Here is a 14,630-nt window from a genome sequence, read left to right as displayed (position 1 = left end):
ACCGCCCGGTGCGGACCCGCATGCCGGGTGGTGTGGGAGGGGATCGGTCAGACTCTCTGACCGCCCCTATCCCGATCTGCGGAACGCAATGGCGGCAACCCCGATCGTCCGGATACAAAAAAGCGAGGCCGGTGCCTCGCTTTTTTCGTGCTGCGCCCGTGTGGCGCGGCGCTGGTCGCCGATGGCTCAACGCGTGTATTCGCCGTTGGCTTCCGGCTGGAACACGATCGCGGCAACCTTCATCAGCTTTTCGGCGCCGCTCGGCTGCATCACCTTGACCATCTGGCCGCGTTGCGTGCCCAGCAGCGCCATGCCGACGGGCGAGAAGACGTTCAGACGGCCGAGTTCGAGGTTGGCGGCGTCCGGATAAACGATCGTCCAGGTGGCCTGTTCCTGGGTTGCTTCGTCGAGCAGCGTGATTTGCGAGTTCATCGTGACGACGTTCGCCTTGATGGCGTCGGGCTGGACGATATCGGCGCGCTCCAGCAGCGTGTCGAGCATCGCCTGAAAGCGCGGATTGTGCTCGGCATGCTTTTCGAGGCGAGCGACGTCGAGTTCGGTCAACTGGTAAAGGCGTTGTTTCATGGTGGTTCTCCAAATGATCGGCAGAGGGCAGGCGTGGCGTGCCTATGAGGATCGCCCGGAGCCTGTCTAACCTGGCTCCGGGTGGAGACCGAGCGGTCAGATCAGGCGCCGGGCAGGGGCGAGCGGTGCCTGGGCCGTGCGTCGAACGGGGGAATGCGCCGGCTGGCCGGCGCGCACGCGCACGCCGGCCAAGCCGGACGGCGAAACCAAAAGGGGCGTGAGCGCGTACATGGTGGATGGAATATCGACTGGCGAAGGAAACCTTACGATTCTACAACACAACCTTCCGGACATGTGATCCGGCTGTCGGCCTTTCGTCAGCGATTGTTGTGTAGATGAAGCAAGTTGCAACGACCCTGTTCGGAAACAGTGGGCGATTTTTTCCAGAAATGCAACGCTGTATGTTCAAACTAAGGGTTTCCCCTTGGAAGCGCGCGCACTACACTGAATTCAATCGCTTCAGACAGTCCTGCCGAGGCGACGCCAAAAGAGAACATATTCCGGAGGTAAATCATGAAGTCGATCATCTACGCAGCCATCGCCGCATCCGTCCTTGCCGCTCCGATTGCATCGTTCGCGCAGTCCGAGCAGGGGTTGACCCGCGCTCAGGTCAAGGCCGAACTCGTACAACTCGAGCAGAACGGCTACAAGCCGCTGGCGAGCGATTCGCAATATCCGAGCGACATCCAGGCGGCCGAGCAGCGGGTTCAGCCGAATCAGCCGATGTTCGCGCACGCCGACACGAGCGGTTACGGTGCCGTGGCAACGGGGGCCGCGCAAGCCGGCCGCCGCGTGACGCGTGAAGCGCCGAATCCCGTGAACTCGGTCTACTTCGGTAACTGATCGAGCATCCCGCGGGTCTGCCCGGGCGCACCGCCGAATTGACGAGACGCGCGCCAGTCGCGCGCGTCGTTCGCCCGCAGGAGCAGAACCTCCGTCGCCGCATGTCGGCGGCTTTCCGCCCAGACGCTGACGCGTTTGGGCCTTTTTTGCTGGGGCGGATCAGGCGGACGTGACGGTGGGCGTGCCGTGGATGTAGTGTTCGAGCTGGCTGATCGTGAACTGCTGATCGGCAATCACGCTCTTCACGAGGTCGCCGATCGAGATGAGGCCGACCAGCTTGCCGCCGTCGAGCACGGGCAGGTGGCGCATCCGGTGCTGGGTCATCAGCGCCATGCACTCGTCGGTGGATTGCGACGGTTCGACGTAGCGCACCTTCGCCGTCATGATTTCCTCGACGCGGGTGGCTTTCGACGAGCGGTCCTGCAGGACGACCTTGCGCGCGTAGTCGCGCTCGGTGACGATGCCCGCGATGTCGTCGCCGTCCACGACGAGCAGCGCGCCGATGCCCTTTTCCGCCATCAGCTTGATGGCGTCGTAGACGAGATCGCTCTTCGTGACGGTGTAGATGGTACGGCCCGAATCCGGCTTGGCCTTGAGAATCTGCGCGACAGTCGTGCTCATTCGCTTTCTCCGTGTGCAGGTCGATGCAGGGCAGGCGGGGCGTGATGCGCGTCACCCGATGAGCCCAGTATAGCCGGGCGGGCGGCGGCAGTCGCGTGACGTTTCCAGATTAGCGGTAAACTCCCGTCACGCACCATCCACACAACTCCTACATTCCTGAACGTTTCAATTGAATTCATGATGTCTTCGCGTCCCCAATCGCCCGCGCCGGGCAATGGCCAGGCCGACGAGTGCGTGACGCTCGTCGCCACGGCGTCGCTGCCTACGCGCTACGGTACGTTTACGTCGTACGCATTTCGCGTATCGGGCAGCGATGCCGAACATCTCGCGCTCGTGATGGGCGATGTGACCGGCGAGCAGTCCGTGCTGACGCGGCTGCATTCCGAATGCCTGACCGGTGACGTGTTCGGTTCGTACCGCTGCGATTGCGGCGAGCAACTCGATCTCGCGTTGCGTTACATCGCGGCCGAAGACCGCGGCGTGCTGCTGTATCTGCGCGGCCATGAAGGCCGCGGCATCGGCCTGAGCAACAAGATCCGCGCCTACGCGCTGCAGGAGCAGGGGCGCGATACCGTCGAGGCGAACCTCGATCTCGGCCTGCCCGACGACGCCCGCGAATACGACTCGGCCGCTGCGATCCTGCGCATCCTCGGCGTGACGTCGGTGCGGTTGATGAGCAACAATCCGAAGAAGTTCGATACGCTCGTGAAGCACGGCATTCCCGTCTGCGAGCGCGTGGCGCTCGCGGTGCCCGTGCGCGAGGAAAACGAGCGTTATATCCGCACGAAGCAGGCGAAGTTCGGACACTACTTCGAAGAAAACGAGTGATGGAAATTCGGGAGTCTTCGGGACGGTTGTCTGGCAAGCGATTTGTCCCGGAGAGGCTTTCTGGTGATGGGTTTTGATCGAAAGTCGGGTTTGTCGCAAATCGTATCGATACTTCCGAACATCGGGAAGCTTGGCATTCTGGCGTAGCTTTTTCATAAAGCTACGCCACTTTCCGATGAGATTTGCGCGCGCACTGCAAGCAAGCTGACCTCGGGTCAGCACTTGGCCTTTGGCGGCTTTCCCGGGCTACGCCTGAAGACGACCGGAAGTCGTCTTTCGTGGTGCGAACATGCTGTGATCCTCTCGTCTCACGATCGCGCTGAACCAATAAAAAGGTTTTGTGATTTGGGCCTCCCTCCGGGGGCTCGTTGACGATCAGCCTCGTCTCGCTTGATGCCTCCTGCCGATTGCCCCGGACCGGTGTCCGCATTGCTGCCTTTCCCCGACTACATCTCCTGCTGTCGGCCGAGGCCCTGAAATACTCGCCGATTGCTGGAGCACCGACGTCGTCCATTGCGGCGCAGCGCTTGCCTGTTCATTTCGCGCGGCACGATTAACGCGGTTGGACAATGGACAACGTCGTTGTCAACGTTCCGACACCAATGGAAGGCCGGGTCCCATGCGACGAAGGGCCCGGTCGTGCATTCGTCGGTTTTGCGGGCGATTACGTCGCGCACGCGCGCTCCTATGCCGGCAGGAGACCTGCTGCCCGGTAAGTCTCTATCAAAGAGTCGTATAGCGCGATATCCGAACGGCTTCTGGCAATGAGCTGAGCGCCGGCAACGGCGGCGAAGATGGCGCGAGCCCGTTGTTCGCACGCTTCGGCGCTACCCACTGCCGCCGCGGACAGAACTTTACTCAGCCACGCGACATTGACATCGGCAAACGTCTGAACCTCTTTCATCACCGCCGCGGGCAGGTCGTCGCTTTCGGCGGCCATGAAACTGCAGAGGCACATGCGGTTACCATTCTCGAGCGCCTTGCGGAACGTGTCGGGATACTGGCGGAGACACTGGAGTGGATCCGAGGATTCGGCCAGCAGTGCTTCCAGCGTCGCGGCCGAATCCTCCCAGTAGCGCCTCGCGACCGCCGCGCCGAGCTCGGCCTTGCTCGGGAAGTGGTGGTAGACGCTGGCAGCCTTGATGCCGACGACGTCCGCGAGATCGCGAAAATTCAGCCCGCCGTAGCCATGCGCCTGCGCGACCCTTGTGGCGGCCGCCAGGATGTTCTCCTTGGAGTTTGAGCCTGTCTCGTTCTTCACTGCTACGGCCTCGCAATTCAAAAAATGAGCGTTGACGGAGACGATTATACCTTCTACAGTAAACCTACCATGTGGCAGGTAGGGGCGTAACACCGCATGTTCCGACACCATCTATTCCGACGCAACGCACTGTAGAGGCTTAACGATGAGTTCCGAGATACTCGACTTCGATGTACCCAAACTTCCCTTGATGAAGATCTACGATTTTCCGACGGGACCCTATCCGACACGCGTGCGCATCGCCCTGGCCGAGAAGAACCTTCAATCGCGTGTCGAGTTTGCGATGGTCGACCTTTATAAAGGGGAGCACAAAAGGCCGGAATTCATTGCGCAGAAGAACTACTCGGGCACGCTGCCGGTGCTCGAACTCGACGACGGGACGCTCATTGCCGAGTGCACGGCCATTACCCAATACCTGGACGCGCTCGATGGTACGCCCACGCTCACCGGCAGGACGCCGCTCGAACAGGGCTTGATCCACATGATGAGCAAGCGCGCCGAACTGGAGCTGCTCGACGCCATCAGCGTGTATTTCCACCACGGCACGCCGGGGCTGGGGCCGGACGTCGAAACCTATCAGAATGCCGAGTGGGGATTCCGTCAACGCGACAAAGCCCTGAGAGGCATGCGCTACTTCGACGAGGTTTTGAAAAGACAGCCGTTTGTCGCCGGGGAAGCCTTCTCGATGGCCGACATCACGGTGATCGGCGGTTTGATCTTTGCGTCGATCGTGAAGCTGCCGGTGCCTGCCGAATACGTGGCACTTCATGCGTGGTACGCGAGGATGAAGGAGCGCCCCAGCGTAAGAAACCAGCCGGCATTCTCGGCGCTGAGCGGGGTATCCGATTGATGTTTGTGGACGACGGTTTTCGCGTTTGAGCCGGGGTGCGCCGTGCTGCGGTTTCGTTTACCCGTCAGATTGCTGCGCCCCAGCGCGGAAGCTTCATTCGATATGCACTGCAAGGAAAATCACTCTGCCGTGGGCGCACCCCCGCGTCGCAGCGGCGACTCGTCTGCAAAGCATTCGAATTCTTGTGTTCCGCCGCACCTGCCGTACGACGCGCAGATAGGCGCATGCCGGTAGGGAGGTGACGAATGGACAAGCCCGATCTTCGTCGGCCGGTTGCCGGACCGTATCGTCAGTCGCGATGGGTGGCCGGACTGGAGGCCGCTTTCGGATGGCTGGCAAAGGGGACGTTGGCACTGGCCGGGCTGGCGGTGGTCGCATTGGCGGCGCTGACGGGCGACGTCGGCGCCCTGACGGACCTGCCGTCGACCAGGAAGGGCTGGTTGTACCTGCTGCTAATAATAGTTGTGGCGGTCGCGCTGATATTTGCGGTGCATCACTACTGGCTGCGCCCGGCCGGCTAGCCGGAACGGAAAACGATGTGGCCCCGCAATCCGCGCAGGCAATAAAAAAGCCCGCTGCTTGAGCGGGCTGAATCCATGTTTGGAGACATGGAGGAGACAGACGTAAATTTAAGGGAAAACCCGAACGTTTGCAAGCTCTCGTTGTATCCGCACAACTTGCCGCCGAGCGGCATGGCCTCATTCACATGCCGGCGGCCCGTGCGTGCGCCGCGAACCCGCCGAACCGCTCTTGCGCGACGGGCAGCGCGTATTTGCTGCGCATCTCCGTCTCGATCCATGCACACGCCTCGCGCGCGCAGTCGGTCAACGCGAGCCGCGTCGCATGCCCGTCGATGTCGTACACGAAACGCACGCCGACCTCGGCATCGTCAACCTGTCGTTCGAGCTGATTGAGTTGCAGTTGCGGCCCGTGCTGTTGCGACAGCGCGCGCAATTCGTCGAAGTGATATTCGAGCCAGTCCGCGAAGAACAGTGCGTCGCTGTGGCACGGCAGGCGGAAAGCCGCGCTGCGCGACGGGCGCGCAGCGGTTTCGCCGGCCGGCGCATGCGGTTCGCGGTCGATCGCGATGGGCGGATCGACCGGCGCGAGCGGATGCCGAATTCGCCGGTACGGTTCGCGATCGCGCAACGCGTGCCACAGCAATTCGTCGCCGGCGGCGCCGGACGGCTGCATCGTCAGGTCGTGCCGACCGTCGCCGGTCGCGGCGATGTCGCGGATCACGAGACGCAGCGAGCACAGCGGCTCGTCCGCGACCAGCAGGGTGGCCGGACGCGGCAGCCCGCATACGAGTGGCGCGGCGCCGGCGGCACGAAACACGAGCCCGCGGCGATCGAGCCGCACGAGCGGCAATGGCCTGGGAAACGACGGGTAGGCGACCGCGATGCGGGCGCCGCCGGCACTCGTCAATCCGGGCATCATCGCGCGAAAGACCTGGGACTGGTCCACGTTGGTTCTCCTTCGTTACGATGCCGCCCGGACCGAAACGCGTGTTCCGGCTCAGGCGGCGATAGCTTGCCGGGCGGCCTGCCCCGGCTCGATTCCTAGCGCAGCAAACGTTTGCGGATCGATGTCGATCCAGCACGCGACCACCAGACGTCCGTCCACCTGCTTCGGCGGGCCTGCACGGTGCGCGTGTATGCCGATCCGGCGGAACAACCGCTCCATGCTCGCGAACGTCACGCCGATCAGCTGTCGCGCGCCGAGCTGCGCCGCGCATTCGACGACGGCCGCGAGCATCGGGCGCACGGCCCATTCGGCATTGCCCGGGCCGCCTTCGGCGTCGGTCGCCGCGAATCGGGACAACTCCCAGACGGCGGCCGATTGCGGCAGCGGCATGTCTTCGGCGACCAGATCGGCGAACAGCGACTTCAGCAGATACGGGCGCGTCGTCGGCAGCAGGCGCGCGCATCCGCACATGTCGCCGTCGGCGTTTCGCGCGAACACGTAGACGGTATCGTCGCGATCGAACTGGTCACGCTCGAAACTTTCGTTCGCCGACGGGAGCGCCCAACCGAGCTGTTCGACGAACACGCGGCGCCGATAGCGCCCGAGATCCGCCGCGAGTTCGTATGGCAACCGCCCTTCCTCGTGAACGAAGGTCTGCATGGATGTCCTCGGATCTGTGCTTTTGTATGCATCCATTACAGCGCGTGGCACGAGGAGCCTGTAACTGGTAACTCTTACAGGGTGACGGCGTAAAGACGCCATTTGCGCGGTGGTAACGGTTTCTTGATCGACGGGATTGAAAACCGGGCAGCTTTTGCTTATAAAGAGCGCCAGTCTCGCAAAATCGTCAGAGGAATGTGCGGCCGGTTGTCACTGGAGCGTGGGACCGGCATGATAGGCGTCGTTGTGCCCGAGCAGGGCCGACGCGACCGCGGCAGGCCAGTCGATGGCGGCGAGCCGTGCGGCGAGCGCGGCTGCCGTGCGGAACATGCCGATGTCGGCGCCTTTGGCGTCGGTGGCCATCACGTTGCTGCGGACATCGCCGCCCGCGATCACGAACGTGCCCGTCGCGCGTTCGAGGTACCAGTCCCAGCCGACCGTCACGTACGCGACGCCGGCACCGGCGGCGCGATGCCATTCGGTATAACCGGCGAGGCGGGCATCGATCGCGTTGTCGCGCAGTTCGGCCAGCAACGAGGGGTCGAGGCCGCTCGCGACATGGTGGAGCACAAGCGCGGCCAGTGCGCCTTCTGACAGGCGTACGTAGCCGTCCGGGGACGGGCCGGGGACAGGATGCAGCAAGGGTGAAGTCATGCGCGGAATGTATCAGCCTCGAACGGGTGCTGGAACCTGACAAGTATGACAGCGTGACGTTGTCGGAGAAAGAATGGAACTGCGCTGGCAGGATGCCTACCAACAATTCAGCGCCGCGGAAGACGAGCAGCAGCTCTTCCAGCGGATCGCCGCCTATTCCAAGCGGCTGGGATTCGAATACTGCTGTTACGGCATTCGCGTACCGCTGCCTGTTTCGAAGCCGGCGGTCGCCATCTTCAATACCTATCCGGACGGCTGGATGGCGCACTATCAGGCGCAGAACTATATCGAGATCGACTCGACGGTTCGCGATGGCGCGCTCAGCACCAACATGATCGTCTGGCCCGACGTCGACAACATCGAGCCCTGCCCGCTGTGGCAGGACGCGCGCGATTTCGGGCTGTCGGTGGGCGTCGCGCAGTCGAGCTGGGCGGCGCGCGGCGCGTTCGGCCTGCTGAGCATCGCCCGTCATGCCGACCGGCTGACGCCGGCCGAGATCAACATGCTGACGCTGCAGACGAACTGGCTCGCGAACCTGTCGCATTCGCTGATGAGCCGCTTCATGGTGCCGAAGTTGTCGCCCGCGGCGGGCGTCACGCTGACCGCGCGCGAGCGCGAGGTACTGTGCTGGACGGCCGAGGGCAAGACTGCGTGCGAAATCGGCCAGATCCTCAGCATCTCGGAGCGGACGGTCAACTTCCACGTGAACAACATCCTCGAGAAGCTCGGCGCGACCAACAAGGTCCAGGCGGTCGTCAAGGCGATCTCGGCCGGGCTCATCGAAGCGCCCTGACGCGACGGCGGCGCCGGATGCGGCGGCCGCCGCGCGGCTCATTCCATCATCGGCTCCGCTTCCTTCGCGGTCCAGCTCACGCTGGAAATGCTTTTCTCCATGCTCATCCGGCTCGCGATCTGCTCGAGCTTCTGCTGATCCTTCGGATGCAGCTTCAGCGTCGCGGTCACCTTCAGCCGGTCCGGCTGCTCGGGCACGTCCTCGCTCGTGAGACTCTGGAACGACAGCGGCTTCGCATACATCGCGTTCGACAGCAGCGTGCGGATGTGCACTTCGTCGGCGGCGAGGCAAATCACGGTGATCTGGTATTCGCGCACGAGGTCGGCATTCGAGACGGGCGTCGCGTTGATGGCCTGGCTGACGCCGCGCAGCACCGTATTGGTGAGCAGCACGACGCCCGTGCCGGCGAGCGCGGGCGCGTAGTGACCGGAGCCGGACAGCACGCCGACGGCAGCCGAGCACCACAGTGTCGCGGCCGTGTTGATGCCCTGGATCGAACCCTTGTCGCGCATGATCACGCCGCCGCCGAGAAAGCCGACGCCCGACACGACGTACGCGGCGATCTGCGTGACGCCCGCGACGCCGTTGCCGGTCAGCACGCCGAGCGTGACGAACAGGCACGCGCCGCTCGCGACGAGCGTGATGGTGCGCAGGCCGGCCGTGCGCTGGCGCATCTGGCGCTCGAGGCCGATGGCGACGCCGCAGGCGAACGCGGTGAAAAGACGGAGTGCGAAATCGAAAGTCATGGTTGTCCTGCCGTGCGAGAAGCGCATGCCGGCTGGCGTCGCCGCGACGCAAGGCCGAAGGCGACGCGGCGATAGCCGTCATCGCGCGGTACTGTACCGCGCGAATGCGTCGTTCAATGTGAAACGGATGGCGTGCGGCTCGCGGAACGCGAGCCGAGGCAGGAGAACTGCGGCGGACAGGCGTTCAGGCGGCAAGCGGCGCACGCAACGGAGTGCTGCAACTGTCCACGATGGTTCCTGAAGGAAGAATGGGCGGCATTCTAGTGGGCGGGGCGCGCCCGCGTCAACCGCCTGGCGGCGCTACTGCGCCGAGCCGATCGTGCCCGTCGCGAGCGCGAGCGCGGCGGCGGCCGATAATGCGCCGGCATAGCTGTCGACCTCCGCGTTGCGCGCGGCGAGCAACTGGCTTTGCGCGATCGTCGCGTCGGTGACCGAGCCGACGCCGTTCCGGTACGCGGTCAGCGCCGCGTCGTAGCTCGTTTGCGCGGCATCGACGAGCGCCTTCGCGGCGTCGTGCGACGCCAGGCTCGTCTGTACCGCGTTCTGCGCGGCGACGACCTGGCGCACCGCTTCCTCCTTGGTCCGCGTGAGGCGCGCGGACGCGCTTTCCGCGTCGTTGCGCGCCTGCATCAGCACGGCCGAGCGCAGACCACCGTCGTACAGCGGGATCGTCACGCCGAGGAACACGCCGCCGCCGTAGCGGCTGCCGTTCAGGTTGACGGTCGGCGCCTGGTCGCCGATCGCGGGCAGCGCGGAGATGGACGTGCCGCCGCTCGCATACGACGTCGACGCGGACAGGAAGATCTTCGGCATGAATGCGGCTTGCGCGGCCTTGATCTTCGCGCGATTGGCCTTTTCGACCGCGAACGCACCTTGCAGATCGGGACGGCGCGCGATCGCGTCCGACACGATCGCGTCGACCGACGAACCGAGCGCGGGCGGCAGCGGCCGCTTCGGCAGCGCGGCGATCGTCGGCTTCGACAGCGGCGAGATGCCGAGCGCGGAGACGAGGGCGAGGTAGCCGTCGCTTTCGGCGCCGTTCGCCTGCACGAGCGCGAGGTTCGCCTGCGCGCGGTTCTGCGTCGCCTGCGCGAGCTCGACGACCGTCCCGACGCCGTGCTGGAGCCGCGCGCGGGACGCCGCGAGAATCGCATCCGCGTTCGCGAGGCCCTGCCGTGCGCTGAGCGCGCGCGAGCGTGCGGCTTCGTAGCGGTAGTAGGAGACCGTCACGTCGTGGATGACCTGCTGGTGCACGGCCGTGAACGCGACGTTCGACGCGATCGACGCCTGTTCGGCCGCTTCGACGCGCGCCGCGCGGCCGCCGAAATCGAACAGCAGCCATTGCAGCGACAGCGCCGAAATCGTGCCGTGCACGGTGGTGTTGCTGGACGAATCGCCGAGGATCGTCGACGTCGAGCCGTGGTTCGCCTGGTACGCGCCCATCGCCGTCGCCGACAGGCGCGGCAGATACGCGGACTTGGCGAGGCCGACCGCGAGCGCCGCGTTGCGCGCGTCGTTCCATGCGATGCGGGTCAGCGGGTTCGCGGATTCCGCGAGATCGATCAGCTCGGGCAGCGTGTACGCATGCGCGGCATCGAGTGCGGCCGGAGCCGGAACCGACGCGAGCGCCGGCGATGCAGGCAGCGTGTAGTCGTGTGCACCTTGCGCGGAAGCGCGCGGCGGCGCGGCCACGATGTCGCCCGCAGCCGACGTTTGCGGCTGCCACGGGCGGTCGGATGCCTCCGGCGCCAGATCGATCGACGACGTCGCGCAGCCGGCCAGCGCGACCGCGGTCGCGAGCGCGGCGGCGGCGATCGAGGCGGCCGGCGGTTCAGGTAGACGCATGAGGGGCAGGCTCCTTCGGTGTGGCTTGACGGGCGGCGTCGGCGACATGGGCAAGCCGCGTGTCGATCAGGTTCAGCAGCGCGTCGCGCGCGGGGTCGGTGGGGGCGGCGCCCAGCGGCGGCGAGGCATCCGTGCGGGGCGCGGTTTCGTCGTCGCCCGGCGCAGTCACGCGCGCGAGTTGCGCGCCGATCGCCGCATCGCCGGGCTTGCGTTCGGCGAGCAGGAACAGCGGGCCCTCGATCGCACCGAGTTCCGCGAGCGCGCGCCGCCGTGCGGCGAGCCACGTCGCGGCCGGCCGCACCCACGACGGTTCGTAATGGATCAGGCCGAGCTCCTGCGAGATCGCGCCGTGGCGGGCGAACGCTTCGGCGGCCAGCGCGCGCCGTTCGGCCGGCTGCGCGATCTGCGCAACGCGTCGCCACTGGTCGAGCAGTGCCGCGAGCGCCGTGTCGATTTGTTTGCCGATGCTGACCGGCCAGATGCGTGTGAACACGAGATACACGACGACGTTGCCGAGCAGGATGCCGATCGTGCGATCGCGCGCGAGCGTCAGGTCGAAGCCGGGCCCCGCGCCCTGGATGACGCACAGGAAGAATGCGAACGCGACCTGGAAGCCTGCGTATGCGATACGCGGCGATCCGAACGCAACCCACGCGGACAGCCACGCGCCGGCGAAGACGAGCGCCATCAGTTCGCCGATCGACGATAGCGACGGGACGACGAACACGAGCGCGGCGGTGCCGATCAGCGCGCCGACGATGCAGCCGGCGATGCGCAGCGTGAGCTTCTCAACCGTTTCGGCCGTCGAGCCGAGCGACACCATATAGCAGGTGATGAAGCAGGTATGGATGCCGGACCAGTCGAGCTGCGAGTACAGCAGATAGCAGAACATGGCGGCTGCCGTCGTCTTCAGCGCATAGCGGATGTGGTCGGGATTGGTACCCGCGTCGGGCACGAAGAAGCCGCCGCGCGGGGCGGGTGGTGCGGTGGCTGCCGCCGGTTCGTCGGCGGTGTCGGTCGCTGTGGCCGGTGCGTCGATGGCGGGCGGTTGCGCGAATTGCGCGATCGCGGCGTGCAGGTCCGTCGCGACGACGCGTGCGAGCGGCGGCAGTGCATCGGCGGCCGGCAGCGCGAGCGTCACGTCGACCGGATAGCCGCCCTGTTCGAGGATCGCGGCCATCTCGTCGAGCGTCGCCGCGATCGGCGCCGCGAATGCGTCGGGCAGTCGCGCCTCCGGTTCGCGATCGGCAAGCGCGACCGCGACGAGCAGCGCGGTGCTCGACGCGACGGCCTGCCGCAACGCGACGACATCGGCGCCCGACGACGAGCCTTCGAGCTTCGACAGCTTGAGCCACGTGAGCAACTGTTTGTCGCCTTCGCGCAGGCTTGCGTCGAACGCGGCGCGCGCGTCGTCGTCGCCGCGCAGCCGCCGCGCGGCGAGCCGCAGCCGCTTCGCGAGCTGCGCATGCGCGAGCGTGCGCGGCGACGGTGCGATCAGCAGGTTGACGACGATCGCCGCGCCGACCGGGATCGCGACCATCAGCCATGCATAGAGCAGCGCGCGCGTTGCCGCTTCGCCGACCGGCGCGAGGCCGAGCTGATCGAGCCCGAAGCCGACGATCATCGCGAGGATCGCGCCGACCGGGCGCAGCTTGCTGGCGGACGTCAGGTAGAGCAGGCCGACCGACAACACGGCCATGCACGCGACGCGCAGCACCGAATACTCGATGCTGAAGATCGCGACGCCGATCACGAGCGCGATCACGAGCGTGACGAGCAACAGCATCGCGACCGCGAGCACGGCGCTCGTCACGCGATCGGCACGGTTCAGGAAGAACACGACGTACGCGGAAATCGCGGCTTCGGGCGTGCCGTATCCGCTCGTCACGAGCACCACGAGCGCACAGATCAGCGCGACGCGCACGGCCATGGCCGCGCGCCCCGGAAACGGCGCGAGCAGCCGCAGGACTTCGCGCGGGCCCGGCGAGCGGACCTCAACGGCAGGCCGAGCCATGCCGGACCTCGACGATCGCGCTCGCGCCGACACGCACGAGCTTGCCGTCGGGTTCGTCGAGCTTCACGCGCACGGGGAAGCGCTGCGCGACGTGCACCCAGTTCACCGAGCGCTGCACGATCGGCAGCGAGCGCGGCAGGTTGATGCGGTCGCTGTCCGCGATGCCGGCGCCGATGCCGACGACCTTGCCCGTCATCGGGCGGTCGCGGTCGATCATCGAATAGACGGTCGCGCAGTCGCCGACCGCGATGCGATTGAGCGACGTCTCGCGGAAATTGCCGACGGCGAACCATTCGCTCGCGTCGATCAGCGTGAAGATCGACTGGTTCGGCGCGAGGGTCTCGCCGGGGAGCACGCTCAGGCCCGTCACGAGCCCGTCGTGCGGCGCGCGCACGACCGTATCGTCGAGCGCATGCTGCGCGCGGGCCAGCGCGGCTTCGCGCGCATGCAGCGTCGCGATCGCGTCGGCATCGTCGCCGATCGTCTGCGCGGACGCGCGTTGCTGCTCCTGCGCCTGCGCGAGCGACACGGACGCGTCGCGCTGGCGCACCTTCGCCTGATCGAACTGCTGCGCGCTGACGTAGCCCTGCGCGGCGAGCGGTGCCAGCCGGTTCACGTCGCGGGTCGCGAGATCGTAGTTCTGCGTCGCGCGCTTGACTTGCTCGGCGGCGACGGACGCGTTCGAGCGCTCGCCGATCAGCGAGCGGCGGCGCGTGTCGAGCGATGCGCGCGCGAGCTCGAGATCGGCCTGCGCCTGCGCGACGCTCAGCCGGTACGGCACGGGATCGATCACGTACAGCAGGTCGCCTTTCGCGACGCGCTGGTTTTCATGCACCGCGAGTTGCACGATGCGGCCGCCGACCGGCGACGCGACGTGCACGACGTCCGCGTCGATCGACGCGTCGTCGGTGGACGGGTAGGCCGTCGTGCGGTGGTACGCGTACGCGAGCGCCGCGATACCGAGCGCGACGATCGCGAGCGCGATCACGCGACCTTTGACGGAGGGGCGGGCGATGCCGGCGGCCTTCATGCGAACGGCCCCGTGCCAGTGAGCCAGACGATCACGGCGACCACGAGCCCGATCGCGGTGCAGACGGCAAGCTGGTAGGGCACCGTCGCGGCCCAGCCGGTCGCGACGAACACGCGGTGCGCGACGATCGCACCGACGATGCCGACGATCGCACTGACGAGCCACAGCGGGAAGTACGCGCCGAACAGCACGTAGGACGGCGCACCGCGCGAGGCGCAGCCCGCGAGCGGCAGGGCGGGCGCCAGGACGGCGGCGACGCGCAGGGGCGCGCGCGGCGTTGTTTTTCTCATGATGTGACGAGCTCGACGTTGAGGGTGGATGCCGGGCGCGGCGCAATGCGGATCGTCGCCGCGACGACGATTCCGGGATACGGAGCCGATCATAAATCAGCGCGATACGGATCGCCAGCGATCCGGCACGCGTTCACGGCATG

16 protein-coding genes are annotated in these 14,630 nt (G+C 66.1%); 5 read left to right on the top strand and 11 right to left on the bottom strand.

Features of this window, described 5'->3' with window-relative positions; all coding sequences use genetic code 11:
• Window positions 1-186 precede the first annotated feature (186 nt).
• Window positions 187-585 carry a GreA/GreB family elongation factor gene (locus WT24_RS06495; RefSeq protein WP_059500187.1) on the bottom strand — a complete coding sequence of 133 codons (399 nt, stop codon included), beginning with the start codon at window positions 583-585 and terminating at the stop codon, window positions 187-189.
• 513 nt (window positions 586-1,098) lie between these two features.
• Here WT24_RS06495 and WT24_RS06490 point away from each other — a divergent pair.
• Window positions 1,099-1,428 carry a DUF4148 domain-containing protein gene (locus WT24_RS06490; RefSeq protein WP_060032037.1) on the top strand — a complete coding sequence of 110 codons (330 nt, stop codon included), beginning with the start codon at window positions 1,099-1,101 and terminating at the stop codon, window positions 1,426-1,428.
• Between the two features lie 159 nt (window positions 1,429-1,587).
• Here the strand turns inward: WT24_RS06490 and WT24_RS06485 are convergent, their stop codons facing one another.
• Entirely contained in the window at window positions 1,588-2,049 is a 462-nt protein-coding gene (locus WT24_RS06485) for a CBS domain-containing protein (RefSeq protein WP_059500189.1), read from the bottom strand.
• A 177-nt stretch (window positions 2,050-2,226) separates the two neighbouring features.
• Between WT24_RS06485 and ribA the strand changes: the two genes are divergently transcribed.
• On the top strand, window positions 2,227-2,877 hold the full coding sequence (gene ribA / locus WT24_RS06480) for a GTP cyclohydrolase II (protein ID WP_059500190.1): 651 nt from the start codon (window positions 2,227-2,229) through the stop codon (window positions 2,875-2,877).
• 685 nt (window positions 2,878-3,562) lie between these two features.
• Here the strand turns inward: ribA and WT24_RS06475 are convergent.
• Window positions 3,563-4,138, bottom strand: a complete 576-nt coding sequence (locus WT24_RS06475; protein ID WP_060032034.1) for a TetR/AcrR family transcriptional regulator — start codon at window positions 4,136-4,138, stop codon at window positions 3,563-3,565.
• A 145-nt stretch (window positions 4,139-4,283) separates the two neighbouring features.
• Between WT24_RS06475 and WT24_RS06470 the strand changes: the two genes are divergently transcribed.
• Together WT24_RS06470 and WT24_RS06465 are read left to right on the top strand one after the other, a co-directional pair.
• Entirely contained in the window at window positions 4,284-4,988 is a 705-nt protein-coding gene (locus WT24_RS06470) for a glutathione S-transferase (RefSeq protein ID WP_060032032.1), read from the top strand.
• Window positions 4,989-5,233: 245 nt separating this feature from the next.
• On the top strand, window positions 5,234-5,509 hold the full coding sequence (locus WT24_RS06465) for a hypothetical protein (protein WP_060032029.1): 276 nt from the start codon (window positions 5,234-5,236) through the stop codon (window positions 5,507-5,509).
• A gap of 181 nt (window positions 5,510-5,690) precedes the next feature.
• On the opposite strand, the gene WT24_RS06460 is transcribed toward WT24_RS06465, so the two are convergent.
• From WT24_RS06460 to WT24_RS06450, 3 genes are all read right to left on the bottom strand, one after another.
• Window positions 5,691-6,455 (bottom strand): hypothetical protein, encoded by a 765-nt coding sequence (locus tag WT24_RS06460; RefSeq protein ID WP_179949319.1) that lies wholly within the window; start codon window positions 6,453-6,455, stop codon window positions 5,691-5,693.
• Window positions 6,456-6,506: 51 nt separating this feature from the next.
• The gene (locus WT24_RS06455; protein ID WP_059500196.1) at window positions 6,507-7,115 is read right to left on the bottom strand and encodes an acyl-homoserine-lactone synthase; all 609 of its coding nucleotides are present in this window, start codon (window positions 7,113-7,115) and stop codon (window positions 6,507-6,509) included.
• A gap of 210 nt (window positions 7,116-7,325) precedes the next feature.
• A complete protein-coding gene (locus tag WT24_RS06450) occupies window positions 7,326-7,769 on the bottom strand; it encodes a DUF4902 domain-containing protein (RefSeq protein ID WP_059789694.1) in 444 nt (147 codons plus the stop codon).
• Between the two features lie 73 nt (window positions 7,770-7,842).
• On the opposite strand from WT24_RS06450, the gene WT24_RS06445 reads away from it, so the two are divergent.
• The gene (locus tag WT24_RS06445) at window positions 7,843-8,562 is read left to right on the top strand and encodes an autoinducer binding domain-containing protein (RefSeq protein WP_059500198.1); all 720 of its coding nucleotides are present in this window, start codon (window positions 7,843-7,845) and stop codon (window positions 8,560-8,562) included.
• Window positions 8,563-8,600: 38 nt separating this feature from the next.
• Here the strand turns inward: WT24_RS06445 and WT24_RS06440 are convergent, their stop codons facing one another.
• The 5 genes from WT24_RS06440 to WT24_RS06420 form a co-directional block, all read right to left on the bottom strand.
• Window positions 8,601-9,308, bottom strand: a complete 708-nt coding sequence (locus WT24_RS06440) for an MgtC/SapB family protein (RefSeq protein ID WP_059500199.1) — start codon at window positions 9,306-9,308, stop codon at window positions 8,601-8,603.
• A gap of 300 nt (window positions 9,309-9,608) precedes the next feature.
• On the bottom strand, window positions 9,609-11,153 hold the full coding sequence (locus WT24_RS06435; protein ID WP_059500200.1) for a TolC family protein: 1,545 nt from the start codon (window positions 11,151-11,153) through the stop codon (window positions 9,609-9,611).
• Window positions 11,140-13,167, bottom strand: coding sequence for an FUSC family protein (locus WT24_RS06430; protein WP_060032022.1), 2,028 nt, complete (start codon window positions 13,165-13,167; stop codon window positions 11,140-11,142). Before WT24_RS06430 ends, WT24_RS06435 begins: the two co-directional genes overlap by 14 nt.
• On the bottom strand, window positions 13,148-14,197 hold the full coding sequence (mdtN, locus tag WT24_RS06425) for a multidrug transporter subunit MdtN (protein WP_059789691.1): 1,050 nt from the start codon (window positions 14,195-14,197) through the stop codon (window positions 13,148-13,150). The genes WT24_RS06430 and mdtN overlap by 20 nt, the downstream gene beginning before the upstream one ends.
• Window positions 14,194-14,487, bottom strand: a complete 294-nt coding sequence (locus tag WT24_RS06420) for a hypothetical protein (protein ID WP_012339766.1) — start codon at window positions 14,485-14,487, stop codon at window positions 14,194-14,196. Before WT24_RS06420 ends, mdtN begins: the two co-directional genes overlap by 4 nt.
• Window positions 14,488-14,630: the final 143 nt, after the last annotated feature.

The sequence above is a fragment of the Burkholderia sp. MSMB1078WGS genome, from assembly GCF_001528895.1.
Taxonomy (GTDB): domain Bacteria; phylum Pseudomonadota; class Gammaproteobacteria; order Burkholderiales; family Burkholderiaceae; genus Burkholderia.
The sequence above is the reverse complement of the archived record's forward strand: the minus strand, read 5'-3'. Positions and strand labels throughout refer to the sequence as shown.